Origin of the sequence: Spirulina sp. CS-785/01 (genome assembly GCF_028330525.1) — a bacterium.
Lineage (GTDB): Bacteria > Cyanobacteriota > Cyanobacteriia > Cyanobacteriales > Spirulinaceae > JAQMSD01.
Window position 1 is genome coordinate 1 of the sequence record NZ_JAQMSD010000146.1, and the last position, 20618, is coordinate 20618.

Below are 20618 nucleotides of genomic sequence, written 5' to 3' on the forward strand. Positions count from 1 at the left end.
GATTTATGACAAATCATTTATTTTTGCTATAGTTACTCAATCAACCCGTTTTAAACGGGTTTTAGCTCTTAGCCTTGGGTTTCAACCCAAGGCTGAAATTAACTTTTTGATTTATGACAAATCATTTATTTTTGCTATAGATGTCATCTTAATAAAACAACCAACAACAAAACCCTAATTCTTAATCCCCGTTGTGCCAATCCCGCGAATAAACTGTTTTTGTCCTAACAGAAAGAGGACAACCACCGGAATAGTCGCAATAATTACCGCCGCCATCAACAACGGCCAGCGATTTGTAAACTGCTCCTGAAACTCCGCCAACGCCAACTGTACCGTTTGTAACTCCGGACGAGTCGTAAAAATCAACGGCTTAAATAAATCATTCCACTCCCCAATAAACGCAAACAAAAACAACGTCACCAACCCAGGCCGCGCCAACGGTAACATAATCGACCAGAGAATATCTAACCGAGAAGCCCCATCAATAACCGCCGCCTCCTCAATATCCACAGGAATCGACACAAAAAATTGACGCATTAAAAAAATACCATAGCCACTCACCGCCGTAGGTAAAATTAACGCCCAGTAGGTATTTAATAAACTCCCCCACTTCAACAAAATAAAAATCGGAATCACCAAAATTTGAAAAGGAATGACAAGAGTGGCCAAAATAAGCAGTAAAATAGCCTGTTGGCCGCGAAACCGCAACCGGGCTAAGGCATAACCCGCCAAAGCAGAAGTGACAAGCTGAAACCCCGTCACCGCCAACGCGACTAGAGTAGAATTAGCAAACGCTAAGAGAAAATCCCCCCGTTGCCAGGCTTGTTGGTAATTCTCCAGAGTAAACGACGAGGGAAGGATAACCCCCGTCTGGGGGGAAAGGGAGGTGATCACCACGAGCAACAGGGGAGACAAAACCAGAATTGCTCCCCCCGTTAACCCCAACACCCGGAGAAAGGGAAACTTGGGAAAATTAAGCCATTTTTGCCACTGCATTGATAAGATATTATGCCGAAACGCACTAATTTGTATAAGTTATTGTAGAGAATAGATTTTTCTCTGGAGTGAAACCGATACCATAGGGAGAGATAGAGAGAGTTTCTTTCAGCAGCACACGGCTTTCCGTGTTCCACATTAACGATAACGAAACTCAATGTCTATCGCAAGATAGACTAATCCATTGTCCCGACAGGGTTAGGATTGGGTCAACAACAAGCAGATAGGAGATCATATAACTTATGCAAGACGTTGCAGTCCGTCCAGAATTCGACTACACAAGCGACACTTATAAAGACGCATATAGCCGTATTAATGCCATTGTCATTGAAGGAGAACAAGAAGCCTATAATAATTATCTCTCCATGGGTGAACTCCTCCCCGACCATAAAGACGAGTTAAGCAAACTCGCCAAAATGGAGAAACGCCATAAAAAAGGGTTTCAAGCCTGTGGGAATAATCTCAGTGTTACCCCGGATATGGCCTTTGCTGAGGAGTATTTCTCCGACTTACACGGGAATTTCAAAAAAGCCTATGAGGAAGGGAAACTCGTCACCTGCTTTTTAATTCAATCTCTGATTATCGAGGCGTTTGCCATTGCCGCCTATAATATCTATATTCCGGTGGCTGATCCCTTTGCTCGTAAAATTACTGAGGGTGTGGTTAAGGATGAATATGCCCACCTCAACTTCGGGGAAGTCTGGCTGCAAAAGAATTTTGAAGCCTCTAAAGCGGAATTAGAAGAAGCCAACAAGGAAAACCTCCCCTTAGTGTGGAAAATGCTCAACCAAGTTGCTGAGGATGCTCACATCTTGGGGATGGAGAAGGAAGCCTTAGTGGAAGACTTTATGATCAGCTATGGGGAAGCCTTATCGAATATTGGCTTTAATACCCGTGAGATCATGAAAATGTCTGCTTATGGCTTAAACGCTGCCTAGTCAGGTGCAACGCTATTAAGTCTCAACTCCGAAAAACTCCCGTTGGCCTTTTATTGGTAACGGGAGTTTTTTATGGTACAGTTGCTTACTTGATGTAAGAATGATTATCATTTCTAAAATGAGCAACTGGACTCCACTGCAAACCCTCCTCCTCATCACCTGCTCCGCCTTACCCTTTACCGGAGCAACTGCCCCCAGTCTCGCCGGAGAAGCACAACCCCACACCCCTCCCCAAGTCGCCCTCACCACCGTTGAACAACTCTCCGATGTTGCCCCCACAGACTGGGCTTATCAAGCCTTAGAAAACCTCATCGAACGGTACAATTGTTTATCCGGCTATCCCGACGGCACATTTCGCGGCAACTCCCCTCTCAGTCGCTACGAATTTGCTGCCAGCTTAAACGCCTGTCTCAGCACCCTTCCCCGCTTCGAGGAAGCCGTCACCAGTAGGGAATGGGAAACCCTACAACGCCTGCGAGAAGAATTTGCCGATGAACTTGCCCTTTTAAGCGAACAAGTCAACACCCTAGAAACCCGTACCCAAGCACTAGAAGCCAACACCTTCTCCACCACCACAAAATTCTCAGGCCGCATTGTCTTTTCTGCCGAACAACTGGCCGGAGAGCGTGCCGATAATAACCCCCAATCCCTCCCCGACTCCCTCACCTTCACCAACCGCGTCCGCCTCAACTTTGACAGCAGTTTTACGGGACAAGACTTGCTGAAAGTCCGTTTAGATGCTCTTAACCCTCCTTTTTTAAATGTTCCCACCACCGGAACAAATATGACGCGGTTATCTTTTGACCGCAACACTAACAACAATGTGGTCATCGGCAAATTCTTCTATCGTTTCCCCGTCAGTGACAACCTATCCCTACACATTGATCCCATTCGGGGGGCTTATCAAGCCAATGTCTCGAGTACCTTCAATCCGGCTTTGCCTGATCCCGTTGCCGGGGCAATTACGCGCTTTGGCCGCTTTAACCCTATCTATTATCAAGGTTCTCCAGGGACTGGGTTAACGGGAGTGTATCGTTTTGGGAGTAATGGGTCTCTCTCTCTGGGGTATTTAGCGAGGGGGGGGAGTGCCGCTAATGCCGAGGAGGGTTTATTTGGCGGCGGTTATACGGCCTTGGGACAAATTGATCTGCGGCCTGCGAAACGGTGGAGAGTGGGGTTAACCTATGCCCATTCTTATTATCCTGCGGGGACAGTGGCAGTGTCTGCTGCTACGGGGAGTCGTTTGGCTAATGCACCGTTTGGGAATGGGGTAGCGACTACTGCGGATCATGTTGGGGTACAATCGACGGTTAAATTGGGGTCACAGGTTAATCTGTCTGGTTGGACGGGGTGGAGTTTTGCCGATGCGGAATCGAGTGGTGGTCAAGCGACGGTGGGTGATACTGCGACTACGTTTAATTGGGCGTTAACGCTAGGGTTGCCAAATTTGGGGGGAGAGGGCAATTTGGGGGGATTGATTGTTGGACAACCTCCGAAGGTGACGAGTAATACTGGGGGAGCAACGGATGGGAGTTCTGCATGGCATTTGGAGACGTTTTATCGCTATCGAGTGAATGAGAATGTTTCTCTGATTCCTGGCTTTTTTGTGATTCTCAATCCAGAGCATAATAGTGCTAATGATCCTATTTGGTTGGGTAGTGTGCGGGCAGTGTTTCGGTTTTAAAAAGGTCATTGGTTGTTTGTTCTCCCGATGCTTCGGACACTCCTCCATTCCAAACAAGGGGGGAGGGGGCATAGAAAGGGCTGAGACAAATCTGTACAGTGAGAACAGTAATTGTGTTGGACTTCTATGGCCGTCAAGCCAGAATCATTTTTGTCTAAACTGAAAAGCGAGCCAAGGGGCTTGAAAGTTGCCCTGTCACGGGGGCGGCCTGTCTTGATGGGACTTCTTTCCCTATTGCTGTTGCTTTTACTGTGGCAGTGGGGAGCAGTTCATTACACCAGCTTGATTTTACCTGCCCCTGGGGAAGTGGCGGCGGCCTTGGGACAGCTTTTGCTGACTGGGGCAATTTTTGCCCCTGTGGGAGCAACAATTTGGCACGTTGTAGCAGGGTTTGGGTTGGCAGTGGGGGTGGGGGGTGTTGTGGGGGTGTTGGCAGGACGACACCCCTGGCTACAAGAGGCGATCGCACCCCTTTCGACGGCTTTATTAGGCACACCGCCTATTGCTTGGCTAGTGCTGGCTATGGTGTGGTTTGGCTTAGGGGATGCGAACTCAATTTTTACTGTGGCCGTCACTGTTAGCCCGATGATTTTTACTGGGGCCGTAGATGCGATCGCAACCCTCGATCCCCATCTCCTAGAAGTCGCCCAAGTGTACCAATTACGGGGATGGCAGCGATTTCGCTCCCTCTACTGGCCCCATTTACTCTCTCGTCTCCTCCCTCTCCTAATTGCCGGATTAGGGTTATCTTGGCGAGTCTCGATCATGTCGGAAGTGTTAGCCACCCCCAACGGGATTGGAGCGGCCTTAAACCTCTCCCGTGCCAACCTAGACACCCCAGAAGTCATGGCTTGGATCATAGTCACCATTGGCTTAGTTTTAGCCTCCGATACCCTGCTGCGCTGGCTACAACATCGCCTCCTGCCTTGGCAACAAGAAAAACCGAGTCAACAGCGTTTGAGGAGATATTGTGCAACTACTGAGGAATATTTATTACCAAGACAACGCCCGACTGATTTTAGATGATATTCATTTAACTGCTACTCCTGGACAAGTGGTGGCAGTGATGGGGCCGTCGGGGTGTGGGAAAACGACACTATTAAAACTGTTAGCCGGGTTATTGACTCCGACTGCTGGAGAGATCAGCGCGAATTGGTCTCCTATTGCCTACGTTTTCCAAGAATCCCGCTTATTGCCTTGGTATAACACTATTGAGAATATCACTTTGGGGTTACAAGCCAAGGGGATGCCTGTAGCCCAACAGCTACAACTGGCTTGTACTTTAGCTTCTTTGGTGGGGTTAGGGGATGCCACCCATTTATATCCCCGTCAACTCAGTGGGGGAATGCAGCAACGGGTGAATTTGGCCCGAGCATTAGTGGTGAATCCCCGCTTGCTGTTGTTGGATGAACCTTTTAGTTCTTTAGATTTAGGGGTGCGTCAACAGTTGCAACAGCGTGTGGTGGAGTGGACGGCACAACATGAGACGGTGACAGTTTTGGTGACTCACGATTTAAGCGAGGCAATTTTAATGGCCGATCGCTTATTTATTTTATCTCCTCGTCCTGCTAGGGTGGTGTATCAATGGGAGAATCCGCGATCGCATTCCCAACGGGATTTAGCCTATATCGATCGCACTCTCTCTCTATTAAAAAATCTTCCCGAATTTGCTGCTAGTTTTGGGGTTGAACCTGTTTTATCTTCTTTGGGAGAGTGAGGTTTTTGTTGTTGGTTGTTGGTTGTTGGTTGAGCCTTGGGTTTAAACCTAGGGCTGCGTAGCTAAAACCCCTTAAAACGGGTTGATATTTTCTCTCAACTCTCCACTATAGCCAAAATAAATGATTGGTAATCCATCAAAAAGTAAGCAAAAACTCTAAAACTCTGATTCCTGTTCCTGATTCCCTGTTCCCGTCTGATCCCAATTTTTTGACACAATTCATTGAGAACTACTAAAGCAATTATGAAATGCGATCGTCGTCGTTTTTTACAACTTTTATCAGCTAGTACCGGGTTTGTTCTGACCACGGCCTGTAATCCCCAATCCGCCAACGGCCTCCCCACCTTGGGAATTTCAGGATCACCTATTCTTATGTCCATTCCCCTCGCTTATCTTATGGAAAAAAGCCGTTTATCCCAAGTGGTTGCTGATCTAGAGTTTATCCCTATCCGTAACCATGAACAAATTAAAGCCTTATTAACTTCTGAACAAGCCAAAATTAGCCCTAACCCCACCCTGCTCTCCGCCGGACTCTATCAACAAGACATACCTATTAAACTCTTAAATGTGATGATCTGGGGCAATATTTATCTCATGTCCCCCGATTCTAGTTTAATGAACTGGGAAGACTTAGCCGGAAAATCCATCTTAATTCCCTTTAAAGGCAGTATGCCCGAAATGCTGTTTCGTTATCTTATCACCCAATCTGGATTGAACCCTGACCAAGATTTAACCCTACAATCTACCCAAGATTTTCAAAGTACCGCCCAATTATTACTATCGGGACAAGGGGATGCCGGGGTATTTGCTGAACCCCAAGCGAGTAGTGTACGGGCAAAAGGACAACAACAGGACATCGAATTATTCTACAATTTAGACTTTAAAACCCAATGGGCCGCCGTCACTGGACAACCCCCCCGCTATCCCCAAGCGGGCATTTCTATTGTTAGCAGTTTTCTGGAGCGTTATCCTGATGTGGTGGAGGTGATCGAGTCAGAGTTAGAAAATTCCCTCTCTTGGATTAGCGAAAACCCTTCCGAGGCCGCACAATTGGGGTCAAAATACATGGATATCCCCCCCCAAGTGATTGAACAGTCTTTGCAGAATAATTTATTTGAATATGTCCCAGCTAGGGAAGCAAAAGGGGAGTTAGAGGTGTTCTTTAAGTCCTTGATGCAGGTAAACCCGAAACTCTTAAAGGGAGAACTCCCCAAGGAACAATTCTACAAGCAACCTGCCTCGTGATGTCCTAGGAGGTTCGGTCACACTTTGCAAATTCTCTCTGCTCTTGGTGTCAATTCTTGGGATAATGCTGAAAGACAGGAACTTAGTCTAGCCATTGAAATGACCATGAAAGCATTAGTGACAGGGGCGAATGGGTTTACCGGCTCTCACTTAGTCAAAGGACTGGAAAAACGAGGGTTTGAGGTGGTTGGCCTAGTGCGTCAAAGTAGCAATTTGCAACGGTTGACCGGAACTGGAGTTAAATTAGTTTATGGGGATATTTGCGATCGCAACACCCTAAAAACCGCCCTCACCGACGTAGATATCGTCTTTCACACCGCCGCCAGCGTAGAATTAGGCATTGTCGATGCCACAGAAATGGAACGGGTGAATGTAAAAGGGACAAAAGCAGTTTTAGAAGTCGCCCAAGACACCTTTACCAACCCCTCCCCTCTGGGCTGGAACCGCATGGTCTATTGTAGTACCATCGGCATCTACGGGGATACCCAAGGTCAAGTCGTGGATGAAACCTACCAACGGCAACAAAAAACCTTTTCCTCAGCCTATGATCAAACCAAATACGAAGCACAACAGTTAGTCGATGCTGCGGCAAAAAACGGCTTTCCGGTGGTGAGTGTGATGCCGTCGGGAATTTTTGGCACAGATGATCCCCATTTTGCCCCAGTCATTCGTCTCTATTTACAAAAAAAACTGCCATTTTGGTTAGGCAGCGATCGCATAATGGGCATTGTCCATGTCGATGATCTCGTCTCAGGAATGCTGCTGGCCGCCGAAAAAAGCCCCCCAGGGGAACATTATATCCTCTCCGCCCCAGAACTCCCCATTAAAGACCTATTCGCCTTATTAGACGAAAAAACCGGACTAGGGAAACCCACCGAAGTCCCCAAGTTCCTAGTGTATGGCTTAACTGGATTAATCGAACCCATCGGTCATCTTTTCTCCTGGAATCCCCCCCTAAGTTTAGAACGCCTCCATTATATTTACGAACGCTGCGTCCGCATCCAAGCCCAAAAAGCCCAAAACCAGCTAGGATGGCAACCCCGCACCGCCCAAGCGATTTTAACGGATTTTTTGGACAAGGAACAGTGATAGTTGATAGGGGAGTCGGGAGTCGGGAGTCGGGAGTCGGGAGTTGATGGGGGTGATGGGGGTGATGGGGGAGAATAAAGAACAAAGAACATTGACAAACCCGCCTATTTTTATGCAAATATAGATAACTTCCCACTTACAGTCTGTAAAAAACCCCATGAGTTCAGATTGGATCGCCCCCGCTAAACGGTTAAGTAACCTCCCCCCCTATGTTTTTGCCCGTCTTGATGAACTAAAAGCCCGGGCCAGAGAACAAGGACTCGATTTAATTGACTTGGGGATGGGCAACCCCGATGGCCCTGCCCCTCAGCCCGTGATTGACGCTGCGATCGCAGCCTTTGCCGAACCCCGCAACCACGGCTATCCCCCCTTTGAAGGCACAAACACTTTCCGCAGTGCCATTACCCAGTGGTACGCGAAACATTACAATGTTGATCTTGATCCCGATAGTGAAGCCTTACCCCTCCTGGGTTCAAAAGAAGGACTCACTCACCTCGCCTTAGCCTATGTTGATCCAGGGGAAATTGTGATTGTTCCCAGTCCCGCCTATCCTGCCCATTTTCGCGGGCCGCTCATTGCTGGGGCTGAATTGTACCGAGTCACCTTAAAAGCGGAGCAAAATTGGCTTCTCGATGTGAAGACTATCCCCGAAGAAGTCGCCCAACAGGCCAAACTGCTTTATTTTAATTATCCCAATAATCCCACCACGGCTACCGCCCCCAGAGAATTCTTTGAGGAAATTGTCGAGTTTGCCCGACAGTACAATATTTTATTAGTTCACGACCTCTGTTATGCGGAGTTAGCCTTTGATGGCTACCAACCCACCAGCTTACTGGAAATTCCAGGGGCGAAGGACATTGGCGTAGAATTCCATACTCTCTCGAAAACCTATAATATGGCCGGGTGGCGTGTGGGATTTGTGGTGGGGAATTCCCAAGTGATTCAACAACTACGGACTCTGAAAACCAATGTGGACTATGGGATTTTTGCAGCAGTGCAAAAAGCGGCTGAAACCGCCCTACAATTACCCTATGACCATGTGAAGTCCGTGCAAGAACGGTATCAAACTCGACGGGATTTTCTCATCAACGCCTTACGGGAATTAGGGTGGGAGATTCCTAAATCTCAGGCCACTATGTATTTGTGGATGCCTTGTACCCTGGGGATGAATTCAACGGACTTTGCCTTGAATATGTTACAGAAAACTGGGGTCGTGGTGACACCAGGGAACGCCTTTGGGGAAGCAGGAGAGGGATATGTGCGGGTGAGTTTGATTGCGGATTGCGATCGCTTGCAAGAAGCCGTCAATCGTCTCAAACAAGCAGGGATTCGGTATAATCCCCAAGAAGCAATAGTCTAACTGAGTCGAGACTTTTGAGTCGAGACTTTTTGGTGGAGAATTTCCTGATGGAATTTATCGGCTCAGACAATAAACTGTAAAAATAGTACAATAACCAGTCAATTCCTGAACATGGAAATATGAGGTCATGGCTTCTGCGCTAGATCAACTCAAAGCTGCATCCAAATCTGATGCTGTCGTTTACGCACCTTATTTTCAAGGGCAAAAACGGACAGTCCTCCCTTATGCGATCGGACTCTACCAAAAAGGCTCTCTCGAAGGAGAACGAACCATCGAAGGGGGGGAGAGTATCCCCTTTGTGGCCACTTGGTTTGTGTCCAAACTTCCCTCAGAATTAACCCGGTGTCGCTTACAATTTGAGGGAAACGCGGATTTGAGTTACGAAGTGGATATGCAAAACTCAGAATTTGTCAGCCACTTACTGGAGATCATTGTTAATTATAAACGCACGGGACAGGTGGATTTCTCACGGACATTTTATCGTAAACTGCTGCGACTGGATGAATAAAGCATCAGTTGTCCAATTGTCACGATTCCCCGACACGATTCCGTGAAAGTGAATGTAAAACGGACTAAAGAAGGAAGTTAAGGAGTGAGGGTGTGCCAAACACAAAATATTTATTGGTAGGTTCAACGGAAACTTACAGTGGCAAGTCCGCTACAATTCTGGGGGTGACACACTGCCTCCGAAAACTGGGAATTGGAGTGGGGTATGGTAAACCCTTGGGGCGGTATTTTAATTTGTCGCTGGTTGATGGGATTGAAGAAGATCTCCGCTTTATTGGAGAAGCTATTGGCCTGCCTCAAGATCGCCGTAAAACCCCGTTGTTATCTCTCCATGAGGCAACCGTCACGCAGCAGTTACGGGATGGGGAAAGGAATGATTATCGACAATCACTACAGGGTTATATTGAAGATATTAAGGGGGATTTAGTCTTTCTTGAAGGGCCTTCGACACTGTGGGAAGGGCGTTTGTTTGATTTGTCGATTGGCCAAATGGCCGAGCAAATTGAGGCTGGGATTTTGCTGGTGGCCCGCTATCATGCCCTAGAATTGGTGGATCAACTCTTGGATGCGCAAGAAAGATTGGGCGATCGCTTGATGGGAGTTTTGGTCAATGATATCCCGGACTCGGATCAAACCCTCCTCGAACAACAAATTGCCCCGTTTCTGGAACGCCAAGGGATTCCTATTTTAGGGCAGATTCCCAGTAATGGTTTATTACGCAGTGTTTCAGTACGGGAATTGAGTAAAAAACTAGGGGCCAAAGTCCTCTGTCGGCGCGATCGCTTGGATTTATTGGTGGAAAACTTGACAATTGGGGCAATGAATGTTAATACTGCCCTCGAATATTTCCGCAAAGGTCGGAATATGGCGGTTGTCACTGGAGGAGACCGCAGCGAATTACAAATGGCAGCGTTAGAAACAGCGACCAATTGTTTAATTTTAACGGGACATACCGCCCCCCAAGATTTTATTCTCAGTCGTGCTGAAGACTTGGAAATTCCCATTTTATCGGTAGATTTAGACACGCTGACTACGGTAGAAATCGCCGACCAAGCCTTTGGCCAAGTTCGTTTACAAGAACCGATTAAAGTCGAATGTATCCGCGATTTAATGGGAAAACACTTTGATATTAATCGGTTTATCTCAATTTTGGGCTTAGAACGGGTAGCAGTTGATAGTTGATAGTTGATAGTTCTTTGTTGTTTGTTCTTGGTTCTTTGTGAAATAGGGAACAGGGAATCGGGAGTCGGGAATCGGGAATAAGATATTTTTTGTTTTCCCCATCTCCCCCATCTCCCCCATCTCCTATTACCCATTAAATCCCCCTCCCCCCCATCGGGATTATATTTTTGGGAAAAATTTCCTATGATGACTCTTGGAGAACACCAAGATCATGAAACAATGGCATATACCTTGCCCGATTTACCTTACGACTACACAGCCTTAGAACCGCATATTTCTAAAAGTACCCTCGAATTCCATCACGACAAACACCATGCGGCTTACGTCAAAAAATACAATGCAGCCATCGAGGGGACAGAATACGCCAACCAACCCATTGAAGAAGTGCTCAAAGCGGTAGCTGGCGACACGAACAAAACAGGCATTTTTAACAACGGGGCCCAAGCCTGGAATCACTCCTTTTACTGGAACTCCATGAAACCCAATGGAGGAGGAAAACCAAGCGGCGAACTAGCCAACAAAATTAACACAGACTTTGGCAACTTTGATCAATTTGTCGAAGCCTTTAAAGCCGCCGGAACAGGTCGTTTTGGCAGTGGTTGGGCTTGGTTAGTCCTTGATGGAGGAACACTCAAAGTCGTTAACACCCTTAACGCAGGCAACCCCATCACCCAAGGCCAAACCCCTCTCTTAACCATGGATGTCTGGGAACACGCCTACTATCTGGACTATCAAAATCAACGGGCCGCCTACATTGATGCGTTTGTGAATAACTTAATTAATTGGGATTTTGTCGCCCAAAATTTCGCATCGGCCTAAATTTGTCGAATATTAACAAAGGGTGCTACCGTCTTAAAATATAGGAGGGTAGCCTTTTTTGCTCTTTATTCCCAAGTCTATGATTGAAGACCCCCATTATCCCAATATTGTCCTCTCGTTTTCCTATCGCGGTTATCAAATCGAGTTAGACCGAGGAGACTGGCAAGGCCAAGAAATTTACACCGCTTGGGTCAACCATGATCAAGGGTGTGCAGTTGCGGTTCCTTGGGCCTTAACCCGCAAAATTGCCCTACGTCAAGCCAAAAACTGGATCGACCGCAGATTAGATTCGGTGAGTTAAGATTCAATCTGACTGTCTTTCAATTTGTTAAGAAGTGCAGGGAAACTTAAACTATTTCACCCTTAAACTATTTCACCAAGGACGGGAATAGAAAAAATCTTCTTTTTTAGCTTTTTTCTGATTCCATAACCTACCGTCCGCCTCACATTTCTCGTTTCTCTATCTGCCTTTATAGATTGACCAGCAGCTAAAAAATCCCGTAATTTTGTATAATCTACTCCTACTTCTTTTTGTTGTTCTGGACTCTTGGCGATCGCAACTACAACATCTACTTTTTGTTCTTCTTCTTTTTGTTCTTGCTAATTTAACTTCCCTTTTAGATTGCAGAATATTTTCTTGAGCTACAAATAATTAGACTCGATCAGGAGTCAAATGGGCTGAAACGGGCCAAGTTTGGGTCAGCGGGTTGGGGAGATCAGGGACATTTTCCCAAAAACTCCCCCTCCCCTCCCCCATACACCGCCCTCTGTCAGATAAAATAAACAAGAGCGACTTAACAATTATTCAAGAAGACAGTACGCATGGGTAAAGTAGTTGGCATAGACTTGGGAACAACAAACTCTGTCGTCTCGGTAATGGAGGGGGAGAAACCCGTTGTTATCGCTAATGCAGAAGGGACACGCACTACCCCTTCCGTGGTGGGTTTTAACAAAGACGGGGAATTGGTCGTGGGACAGTTGGCCAGACGACAATCAGTATTAAACCCTCAAAACACCTTCTATGCCTTAAAACGGTTTATTGGTCGCAAATATACGGAATTAACGCCAGAATCCAAGCGTGTCGCTTATACCGTCCGTCGGGATGAGACAGGCAACGTTCGCATCCCCTGTCCCCAGTTACGCAAAGATTTTGCCCCCGAAGAATTATCCGCCAAGGTGTTACGGAAGTTAGTCGATGATGCAGAACGGTATTTAGGGGACACAGTAACAGGGGCCGTAATTACCGTTCCCGCTTATTTTAACGACTCCCAACGCCAAGCCACACGAGATGCAGGCCGCATTGCCGGGTTGGAAGTATTACGCATTATCAATGAACCGACTGCCGCATCTCTGGCCTATGGACTAGACCGCCAAAATACTCAGACTATCATGGTCTTTGACTTGGGAGGAGGGACCTTTGATGTCTCCTTGCTAGATGTGGGAGATGGAGTATTTGAAGTCCGGGCCACCAGTGGGGACACCCAGTTAGGGGGGAATGACTTCGATCGCAAAATTGTCAATTGGCTAGCAGAACAGTTTTTAGAAGCAGAAGGCATTGACCTGCGGAAAAGCGATCGCCAAGCCTTCCAACGCCTCACAGAAGCCGCAGAAAAGGCAAAAATTGAACTCTCCGGAGTCCCCGTCACCGACATTAACCTCCCCTTCATCACCGCAACCGAAGAAGGACCCAAACACATCGAAACCCGTCTCACTCGCGCCGACTTTGAAGGACTCTGCGGTGATCTAATTAGTCGAATTCGTCGGCCCCTAAAACGGGTTCTCAAAGATGCCGGAGTGAGTCCCATGCAAATTGATGAAGTGGTTCTCGTAGGCGGTTCAACCCGTATCCCCATGGTACAGGGATTAGTGCGGAATTTTATTGGCCGAGAACCCAATCAGCACGTTAACCCTGATGAAGTGGTGGCTATTGGTGCAGCTATTCAAGCGGGGATTTTATCCGGGAACGTGAAAGATGTCCTCCTGTTGGATGTCACTCCCCTCTCCCTAGGACTCGAAACCATCAGTGGTGCCACCAAAAAATTAATCCCCCGCAACACCACCATCCCCGTCCGTCGGTCTGATATCTTCTCCACCGCAGAAAATAATCAAACCGTGGTTGAGGTTCACATTGTCCAAGGGGAACGGGAAATGGCCAAAGATAATAAATCCCTCGGACGCTTCAAACTCACCGGAATTCCCCCGGCCCCTAGAGGTATCCCCCAAGTACAAGTCGCCTTTGATCTTGATGCCAACGGCATTTTACAAGTCACTGCCGTCGATAAAACCACCGGACGAGAACAGAGTATCGTAGTACAAGAAACCTCAACGCTGAGTTCCTCAGAAGTCGATCGCATGGTCAAAGAGGCCGAAGAATTTGCCCAACAGGACCGAGAACGACGGGAACGAGTGGAAAAACGCAACCGTTCCAAAGCCCTCATCGACCAGTCTCAACGGCGTTTACGAGAAGTGACCCTTGATTTTGGCTCGCAATTTGCCAGTTACTATCGACGGCAAATTGAATCCTTAATTCGGGAGTTAGAAGACGGACTACAACGGGATGATGAACGAGGCATCGACCGGGCCCAAGCGGATTTACAGGATGCCCTGTATGACCTAAACCGAGAAGTGCGGTTACAATTTGAGGAGGAGGAAGAAGACGATTTCTTTGGGTCAATTAAGCGCACCATTACCGGAGAAAGCAAGCGAGATGAAATTTATCCGCCCTATCAAAACGACCCCTACGACTACGAAACCTACAGTCCGAACCCCCCTCGTCGTTCCTACGAACCCCCCTCACGGGGTCGAGACCCCTATGAAGCCCCCTCACGGGGTCGAGACCCCTATGAAGCCCCCTCACGGGGTCGAGACCCCTATGAAGCCCCCTCACGGGGTCGGGATCCCTATGAAGCCCCCTCACGGGGTCGAGACCCCTATGAAGCCCCCTCACGGGGTCGGGATCCCTATGAACGTCCTTCTCGGCCTCCCCGTCGTCCCTCCCGTCCCCCCTCTCGGCCCATCTACGAAGATGATTGGGATGATGATGATGATTGGTTCTAATCGCGTTAGGATGGGAGACTCATGGGGTAAGTTTTCCCCCTCGTGACCCGATCTTGACCCATTTTCAATTTCTTATCTTTACTCTGACGCTTGAACGCATATGCGAAATTTTCGGGACTATTACGCCATTTTAGGAGTTGAACAAAGCGCGACCAGTGAAGAAATTAAGCGATCGTTTCGGCGACTGGCGAGACGCTATCACCCCGATATGAATCCGGGGGATAAGAGTGCAGAGGATAAATTTAAGGATATTAATGAGGCGTATGAGGTTCTCTCGGATGAGACTCGGCGCGATCAGTATAATCAATTTATTCAATTTTGGAAGAAAAATAGCGGCAAGCGGAATCCGTTTCGGCGCAATGGTCAAGCCCCCCAAGACCTTGATCCCAAAGATTATCCTGATTTTAACCGCTTTGTGGAGGAGTTATTAAACCGCCAAGCGGCAACGGGAGGGGCAAAAACGGGGAGTCCGAGAGGACGGACGGCCACCGCTTCTGCGTCCCGAACTGCCAATCCTCGCGTCAACGTGAAAGACCCAGAGGCATTTCGTCAACGGCGAACCAAAACGGAATATTCGGTGAGAGACCGGACGGGGACAAAACCCCCGGAACGCCCCAAGGATATTGAGGCACGGTTGTCGTTACCGTTGGAGAAAGCATATCGGGGAGGCCGAGAACGTATTCGTCTGGAGGACGGGCGATCGCTAGAAGTGGATATGCCTCCAGGCATTCTCGACGGTCAACGCATCCGTTTACGGGGTCAAGGAATGAATGGGGGGGATTTATATTTAAAAATGACGGTCGATCCCCACCCGGTTTTTGAGGTGCAAGGGGCCGATGTCTTCTGTCGTGTCCCCCTAACCCCCGCAGAGGCAATTTTAGGCGGGTTGGTGGAAGTTCCCACCCTAGATGGGTTGGTGAAAATGAATGTCCCCAAAGGGGTCAAATCCGGGCAACGGTTACGGTTAGCCAATAAGGGGTATCCCCGCAATAGTGAGTCCCGTGGGGATCAGTTGGTGGAAATTCAGATCGCCTTACCCCCAGAGGTGAGTGAGGAAGAGGCGGCCTTATATGAAAAAATCCGCCAGATTGAAACCTTTAAACCCCGTCAAGACTTGTTCGCTAACCCCATCTAAATCTTGTGATTTTAGATGGGGACTGCGCTCAACCGTTGTTCAACTAAACACGATATAATATGAACTCAGCCACCGTTAACCGTTTATGTCCCAAGAACTGCAAGAAGCCGTAGAGAGTCGCCGTAATTTTGCGATTATCTCCCACCCCGACGCAGGGAAAACCACCCTCACCGAGAAATTGTTACTCTACGGAGGAGCAATTCACGAAGCAGGTGCAGTGAAGTCCCGACGGGCCCAACGGAAGGCCACCTCGGACTGGATGGAAATGGAACAACAACGGGGAATTTCTATTACTTCAACGGTGTTGTTGTTTGAATATGACGGGTTTCAGGTTAACTTACTCGATACCCCCGGCCACCAAGATTTTAGTGAAGATACCTACCGCACCCTTGCTGCTGCGGATAATGCGGTGATGTTGATCGATGCAGCAAAAGGGTTAGAACCCCAGACGCGGAAACTGTTTGAAGTCTGTAAGATGCGACAGTTGCCAATTTTTACCTTTGTCAACAAGATGGACCGACCGGGACGCGAGCCATTAGAATTGTTAGACGAGATCGAGCAGGAATTGGGACTGCAAACCTATGCGATGAATTATCCTGTAGGCATGGGCGATCGCTTCAAGGGAGTCTTTGACCGACGCAAAAGCCAATTTCACCTCTTTGAACGTCGGTCCCACGGGAGTAAAGCAGCCCAAGACACGGTAGTGGCTCTCGGCGACCCGAAAATCGAAACCCTCCTCGATCAAGAATTATATTACGAACTGAAAGAACATCTCGAAATCCTCGACGAAATCGCCCCAGACTTCGATTTAGAGGCCGTTCATGCAGGAAAAATGACCCCCATCTTCTTCGGGAGTGCCATGACCAATTTCGGGGTGGAATTATTCCTCGAAGCGTTCCTAGAATACGCTTTAAAACCCCAACCCCGTACCTCCTCCCTTGGAGAAGTTGACCCCACCCATGAGGACTTTAGTGGCTTTGTCTTCAAATTACAAGCCAATATGGACCCCAAACACCGGGATAGAGTCGCCTTTATCCGAGTCTGTACGGGACGGTTTGAGAAAGATATGACCGTCAACCACCCACGCACCGGAAAAACCGTCCGGTTATCCCGTCCCCAGAAATTATTTGCTCAAGGCCGTGCATCCCTCGATGTCGCGTATCCGGGGGATGTTATTGGGTTGAATAATCCGGGGGTATTTGCCATTGGCGATACCATTTATGATGGCACATATAACGGTAAAACCCTCGAATACGAAGGGATTCCCTGTTTCTCCCCCGAACTCTTTGCCTACCTGAAAAACCCCAACCCCTCCAAATTTAAACAGTTTCGCAAGGGAATGAAGGAACTCCAAGAGGAGGGGGCAGTGCAAATTATGTATTCTACTGATGATTTCCAGCGCGACCCCATTTTAGCTGCCGTGGGGCAATTACAATTTGAGGTAGCCCAATTCCGAATGCAGAATGAGTACGGGGTAGAGACGCGCTTAGAACCCTTACCCTATAATTTAGCTCGTTGGGTTGCTGGCGGTTGGGAAGCCTTAGAAAAAGCGGGGCGAATTTTTAACACGATGACGGTAAAAGATAATTGGGGTCGTCCCGTGTTGTTATTCCGCAATGAGTGGAATTTACAACAAGTCATGAGCGATCATCCCGATTTAAAATTAAATTCGACTGCCCCCGTGGGGTCTGGCATTCAACCAGAGAAAGATTGAGTTTGACTAGGGATGAAAGCGACAGCATTGAAACTGGAGAAAACGCCTTATCTTGATTTATTGAATCAGGAATTGCAACCCACTTCTAATGAGCAATCTCCTTTAGTCATTGATTTATTTGCAGGGTGTGGTGGGTTTTCCTTGGGATTTGAGGCCGCAGGATTCCGAACTATCGGCTATGAGATGGACACGGATGCTTGCAAAACTTATCAGCAGAATTTACAAGGAAAATGTCAACAAGTCACCCTCACCCGTCATCCTAACTTACCCAACAATCCCGAAGTTATTATTGCAAGTCCTCCCTGTCAACCTTTTAGTAAAGGAGGGTATCAATTAGGAGAAAATGATAGTAGGAACGGATTTCCTATTTTTTTAGATGCGGTACAACAATATCGTCCCTCTGTGGCTATTTTTGAAAATGTGAGAGGGATGCTATATCGTAATCGAATTTACTTTAATCAATTGGTAACACAATTAACTGAGTTAGGGTATTGGGTGGACTGGGAACTATTAAAGGCTTCGGACTACGGTGTTCCCCAGAAACGACAAAGACTTTTTTGTGTGGCATATCAAGGAACTTGGCAATGGCACTCTAAATTATATAATTTTAATCCTTATACGGTTGGAGAAGCATTAGGAAATTTAGCCGTTTCTATTCCCCCTAATGCCAAGTTTCTCACCCCTAGTCAAGATCGGTATATTGCTAAATATGAAGCTGCTTCTCAATGTATTAATCCTAGAGATTTATATTTAGACAAACCTGCTCGCACGGTTACTTGTCGCAATCTCAGTGCGGCCACTGGAGATATGTTAAGAATTCGTCTTCCTGATGGACGGAGACGGAGATTAATTGTACAAGAGGGAGCAAGACTACAGAGTTTCCCTGATTGGTTTAAGTTTAGTGGCACAGAAGATAGTCAATTTCAGCAAATTGGCAATGCTGTTCCTCCTTTATTAGCAAAATCTATTGCACTTGCTGTTAAAAAATGCCTAAAAACAGATAACAAAACGAATCAAAATAAACCACAACAATACAATCAACTTGATTTAAATTTAAAGTTTCATTGTCCAATTCAGACGTAAAGATTTAGCTCTTTTAGTTCCTTCAGGATTAATTATTCGTAGTGCAGCCAATCCCCAAGCAAATACAAATGATCCTACTCGTCGTTATGCTATTGCTAGTGATGCAAAAGATATTTTACAAACCTTTGGGACATCAGAATGGGAAGCAACGGTAAAAGCATTTAAACAAAAATATGGCGATCTGAGCCAGAAATTATCTAGAAATCGTCAACAAAATAAAATTCCGATTCAATTACCAGATGGCATTTTTTTAGAGTTAAGTCAAGGAGAGCATAACGAAATTCAAAAGGCAGTGATTGATGAATTCTTACCTCGTTTTGCTCCGGGTGCAGAAGTTTTATATATTGGCGATACTTCTAAAAAAATATTACTAAAGAAAGATGACAGATTAAATCGTTTAGGTTTTTTTGAATTAGCCCATGATTTATTACCAGATATTGTCGCCTACGAACAGAATAGAGAGCGTTTATTTTTAATTGAGGCGGTACATTCTTCTAACCCGATTTCTCCAGTACGACATTTAAATTTAGAGCAATTAACACAACAATGTACTGTATCTAAAACTTATGTAAGTGCTTTTAAAGATCGTTCTTCGTTGCGGAGATGGTTGCTAGAGATTAGTTGGGAAACTGACGTTTGGTTAGTAGATTCTCCTGAGCATTTAATTCATTTTGATGGGGAACAGTATCTGAATTCATGATGATTTCGGTGTGTGTTGCCACAAGTCAAATGGCAAATTTTAAATTAAATTTAAGTTTCGGTATTGCCTTCCTCCTCGTCATTAAACCCGCAAAACCCTCACCTTCTCCCCTGCGGGAATTTCTGCCACACCCACCGGGACAATCGCCAAAGCATTTGTCCCTGCTAAATTAATTAAATTGCCCGAACTGTGACTCCCTCCCGCCACAGAAAACTGATATTCTCCTTCAATACCATTTAATTGTCCCCAGAGATAGGTTTCCCGTTTCCCCCCTGCGGTTAATTGATGCTTAGTTGGCACATAAATCAACTCTGGCCGCCAATCTTTCAATCCTGCTAACTTGCGTAACGCAGGCAAAACAAACCGCCAACCACTCACCAACGCCGACACGGGATTGCCTGGAATGCCAAAATATAAACAGTTGGGAAACTCCGCCACCGTTAACGGTTTACCGGGTTTTACCGCCACACTGCGAACGTGGATTTTGCCCCCTAACTCGGCTAACAGTTCCTCAATATAATCATAATCCCCCACCGAAACCCCCCCTGTGGAGAGGACAATATCGGCGGATTTTAGGGATTGCGCGATCGCGCCCTTCAACTCCCCTCGACAATCCGGTATAATCCCCAACGGCACAGGAATTGCCCCCAACCCCCACACCAACGCCGCCAACGCATACTGATTAGAATCCACAATTTGCCCCGGTTGTAACACCCCTGACGGGGGAATTAACTCATCCCCCGTCGAAAAAATCGCCACCCGTGGCCGCCGATACACCTGCAACTGAGTACATTGGGCCGTCGCCAAAACCGCCAACTCCGGAGCATTAATTGTAATTCCCGCCTCCAACAACGGAGTATTGGCCTGATAAAACGCCCCCTGATGGCGCACAAACGCCCCCGACGCGGACGATTCCTGAATTATTACCTGATTCCCCTCGCGCCGGGTATTCTCCTGCATAACGACAGCATCAGCCCCTTGTGGCATCACTGCCCCAGTAAAAATACGCGCTGCTTGTCCCACTTGTAGCGTCTTTTGGGGGGCAACCCCAGCCGGAATTTCCTCAATAATCTCCAATGTTACCGGAACAGACCGCACATCCTCAAAGCGCACCGCATACCCATCCATCGCCGAATTATCCCAGTAGGGAAAATCCAACCCACTCCTTACCGGAGTCGCCAAAACTCGCCCCAACGCATCCTCCAACGCCACCGTCTCCGTCTCCCGTAACGGTTGCACCAAGTCAAAAATAATCGCTTCCGCATCAGTAACAGACAGCATTTTAGTTCAATAAACAATCAACAATAAACAATGAACAATACTCAAAGAGACCATCTATCCTAATATAAAATAGCAAATTACGTCCCCGACCAAGACAACTTTCCCTATTCC

The 20618-nt window shown here is 47.2% G+C and carries 18 protein-coding genes; 16 read left to right on the plus strand and 2 right to left on the minus strand.

All coding sequences use genetic code 11. The features are described from left to right. Window positions 1-174 precede the first annotated feature (174 nt). Window positions 175-996 (minus strand): carbohydrate ABC transporter permease, encoded by an 822-nt coding sequence (locus PN462_RS09195; protein ID WP_272127815.1) that lies wholly within the window; start codon window positions 994-996, stop codon window positions 175-177. Window positions 997-1238: 242 nt separating this feature from the next. Between PN462_RS09195 and PN462_RS09200 the strand changes: the two genes are divergently transcribed. From PN462_RS09200 to PN462_RS09275, 16 genes are all read left to right on the plus strand, one after another. After that, window positions 1239-1934 carry an aldehyde oxygenase (deformylating) gene (locus PN462_RS09200; RefSeq protein WP_272127816.1) on the plus strand — a complete coding sequence of 232 codons (696 nt, stop codon included), beginning with the start codon at window positions 1239-1241 and terminating at the stop codon, window positions 1932-1934. Window positions 1935-2034: 100 nt separating this feature from the next. After that, window positions 2035-3618, plus strand: coding sequence for an iron uptake porin (locus tag PN462_RS09205; RefSeq protein WP_272127817.1), 1584 nt, complete (start codon window positions 2035-2037; stop codon window positions 3616-3618). A 126-nt stretch (window positions 3619-3744) separates the two neighbouring features. Continuing rightward, the gene (locus tag PN462_RS09210; protein WP_272127818.1) at window positions 3745-4644 is read left to right on the plus strand and encodes an ABC transporter permease; all 900 of its coding nucleotides are present in this window, start codon (window positions 3745-3747) and stop codon (window positions 4642-4644) included. Next, the gene (locus PN462_RS09215; protein ID WP_272127820.1) at window positions 4589-5335 is read left to right on the plus strand and encodes an ABC transporter ATP-binding protein; all 747 of its coding nucleotides are present in this window, start codon (window positions 4589-4591) and stop codon (window positions 5333-5335) included. Before PN462_RS09210 ends, PN462_RS09215 begins: the two co-directional genes overlap by 56 nt. Before the next feature lie 243 nt (window positions 5336-5578). After that, window positions 5579-6580 (plus strand): ABC transporter substrate-binding protein, encoded by a 1002-nt coding sequence (locus PN462_RS09220; RefSeq protein ID WP_272127822.1) that lies wholly within the window; start codon window positions 5579-5581, stop codon window positions 6578-6580. A gap of 105 nt (window positions 6581-6685) precedes the next feature. Continuing rightward, complete coding sequence (locus tag PN462_RS09225; protein WP_443029118.1) at window positions 6686-7669, plus strand: NAD-dependent epimerase/dehydratase family protein; 984 nt, start codon at window positions 6686-6688, stop codon at window positions 7667-7669. Between the two features lie 157 nt (window positions 7670-7826). Continuing rightward, window positions 7827-9029, plus strand: a complete 1203-nt coding sequence (locus tag PN462_RS09230; RefSeq protein WP_272127825.1) for an aspartate aminotransferase — start codon at window positions 7827-7829, stop codon at window positions 9027-9029. 127 nt (window positions 9030-9156) lie between these two features. Next, the gene (gene ebsA, locus PN462_RS09235) at window positions 9157-9537 is read left to right on the plus strand and encodes a type IV pilus biogenesis protein EbsA (protein WP_272127827.1); all 381 of its coding nucleotides are present in this window, start codon (window positions 9157-9159) and stop codon (window positions 9535-9537) included. Window positions 9538-9629: 92 nt separating this feature from the next. After that, complete coding sequence (locus PN462_RS09240) at window positions 9630-10718, plus strand: phosphotransacetylase family protein (RefSeq protein WP_272127829.1); 1089 nt, start codon at window positions 9630-9632, stop codon at window positions 10716-10718. Between the two features lie 219 nt (window positions 10719-10937). Further along, window positions 10938-11537, plus strand: a complete 600-nt coding sequence (locus PN462_RS09245) for a superoxide dismutase (RefSeq protein ID WP_334310444.1) — start codon at window positions 10938-10940, stop codon at window positions 11535-11537. Window positions 11538-11616: 79 nt separating this feature from the next. After that, window positions 11617-11838, plus strand: coding sequence for a hypothetical protein (locus PN462_RS09250; protein ID WP_272127832.1), 222 nt, complete (start codon window positions 11617-11619; stop codon window positions 11836-11838). Between the two features lie 521 nt (window positions 11839-12359). Further along, the gene (gene dnaK / locus PN462_RS09255; RefSeq protein WP_272127833.1) at window positions 12360-14594 is read left to right on the plus strand and encodes a molecular chaperone DnaK; all 2235 of its coding nucleotides are present in this window, start codon (window positions 12360-12362) and stop codon (window positions 14592-14594) included. Between the two features lie 100 nt (window positions 14595-14694). Then, window positions 14695-15729 carry a J domain-containing protein gene (locus tag PN462_RS09260; protein WP_272127835.1) on the plus strand — a complete coding sequence of 345 codons (1035 nt, stop codon included), beginning with the start codon at window positions 14695-14697 and terminating at the stop codon, window positions 15727-15729. An 85-nt stretch (window positions 15730-15814) separates the two neighbouring features. Continuing rightward, window positions 15815-17443 (plus strand): peptide chain release factor 3, encoded by a 1629-nt coding sequence (gene prfC / locus PN462_RS09265; protein ID WP_272127837.1) that lies wholly within the window; start codon window positions 15815-15817, stop codon window positions 17441-17443. Window positions 17444-17455: 12 nt separating this feature from the next. Further along, window positions 17456-18526 (plus strand): DNA cytosine methyltransferase, encoded by a 1071-nt coding sequence (locus PN462_RS09270; protein ID WP_272127838.1) that lies wholly within the window; start codon window positions 17456-17458, stop codon window positions 18524-18526. 34 nt (window positions 18527-18560) lie between these two features. Further along, the gene (locus PN462_RS09275; RefSeq protein ID WP_443029119.1) at window positions 18561-19226 is read left to right on the plus strand and encodes a BsuBI/PstI family type II restriction endonuclease; all 666 of its coding nucleotides are present in this window, start codon (window positions 18561-18563) and stop codon (window positions 19224-19226) included. Window positions 19227-19307: 81 nt separating this feature from the next. Here PN462_RS09275 and PN462_RS09280 read toward each other — a convergent pair whose 3' ends face one another. After that, a complete protein-coding gene (locus PN462_RS09280) occupies window positions 19308-20507 on the minus strand; it encodes a molybdopterin molybdotransferase MoeA (RefSeq protein WP_272127840.1) in 1200 nt (399 codons plus the stop codon). Window positions 20508-20618: the final 111 nt, after the last annotated feature.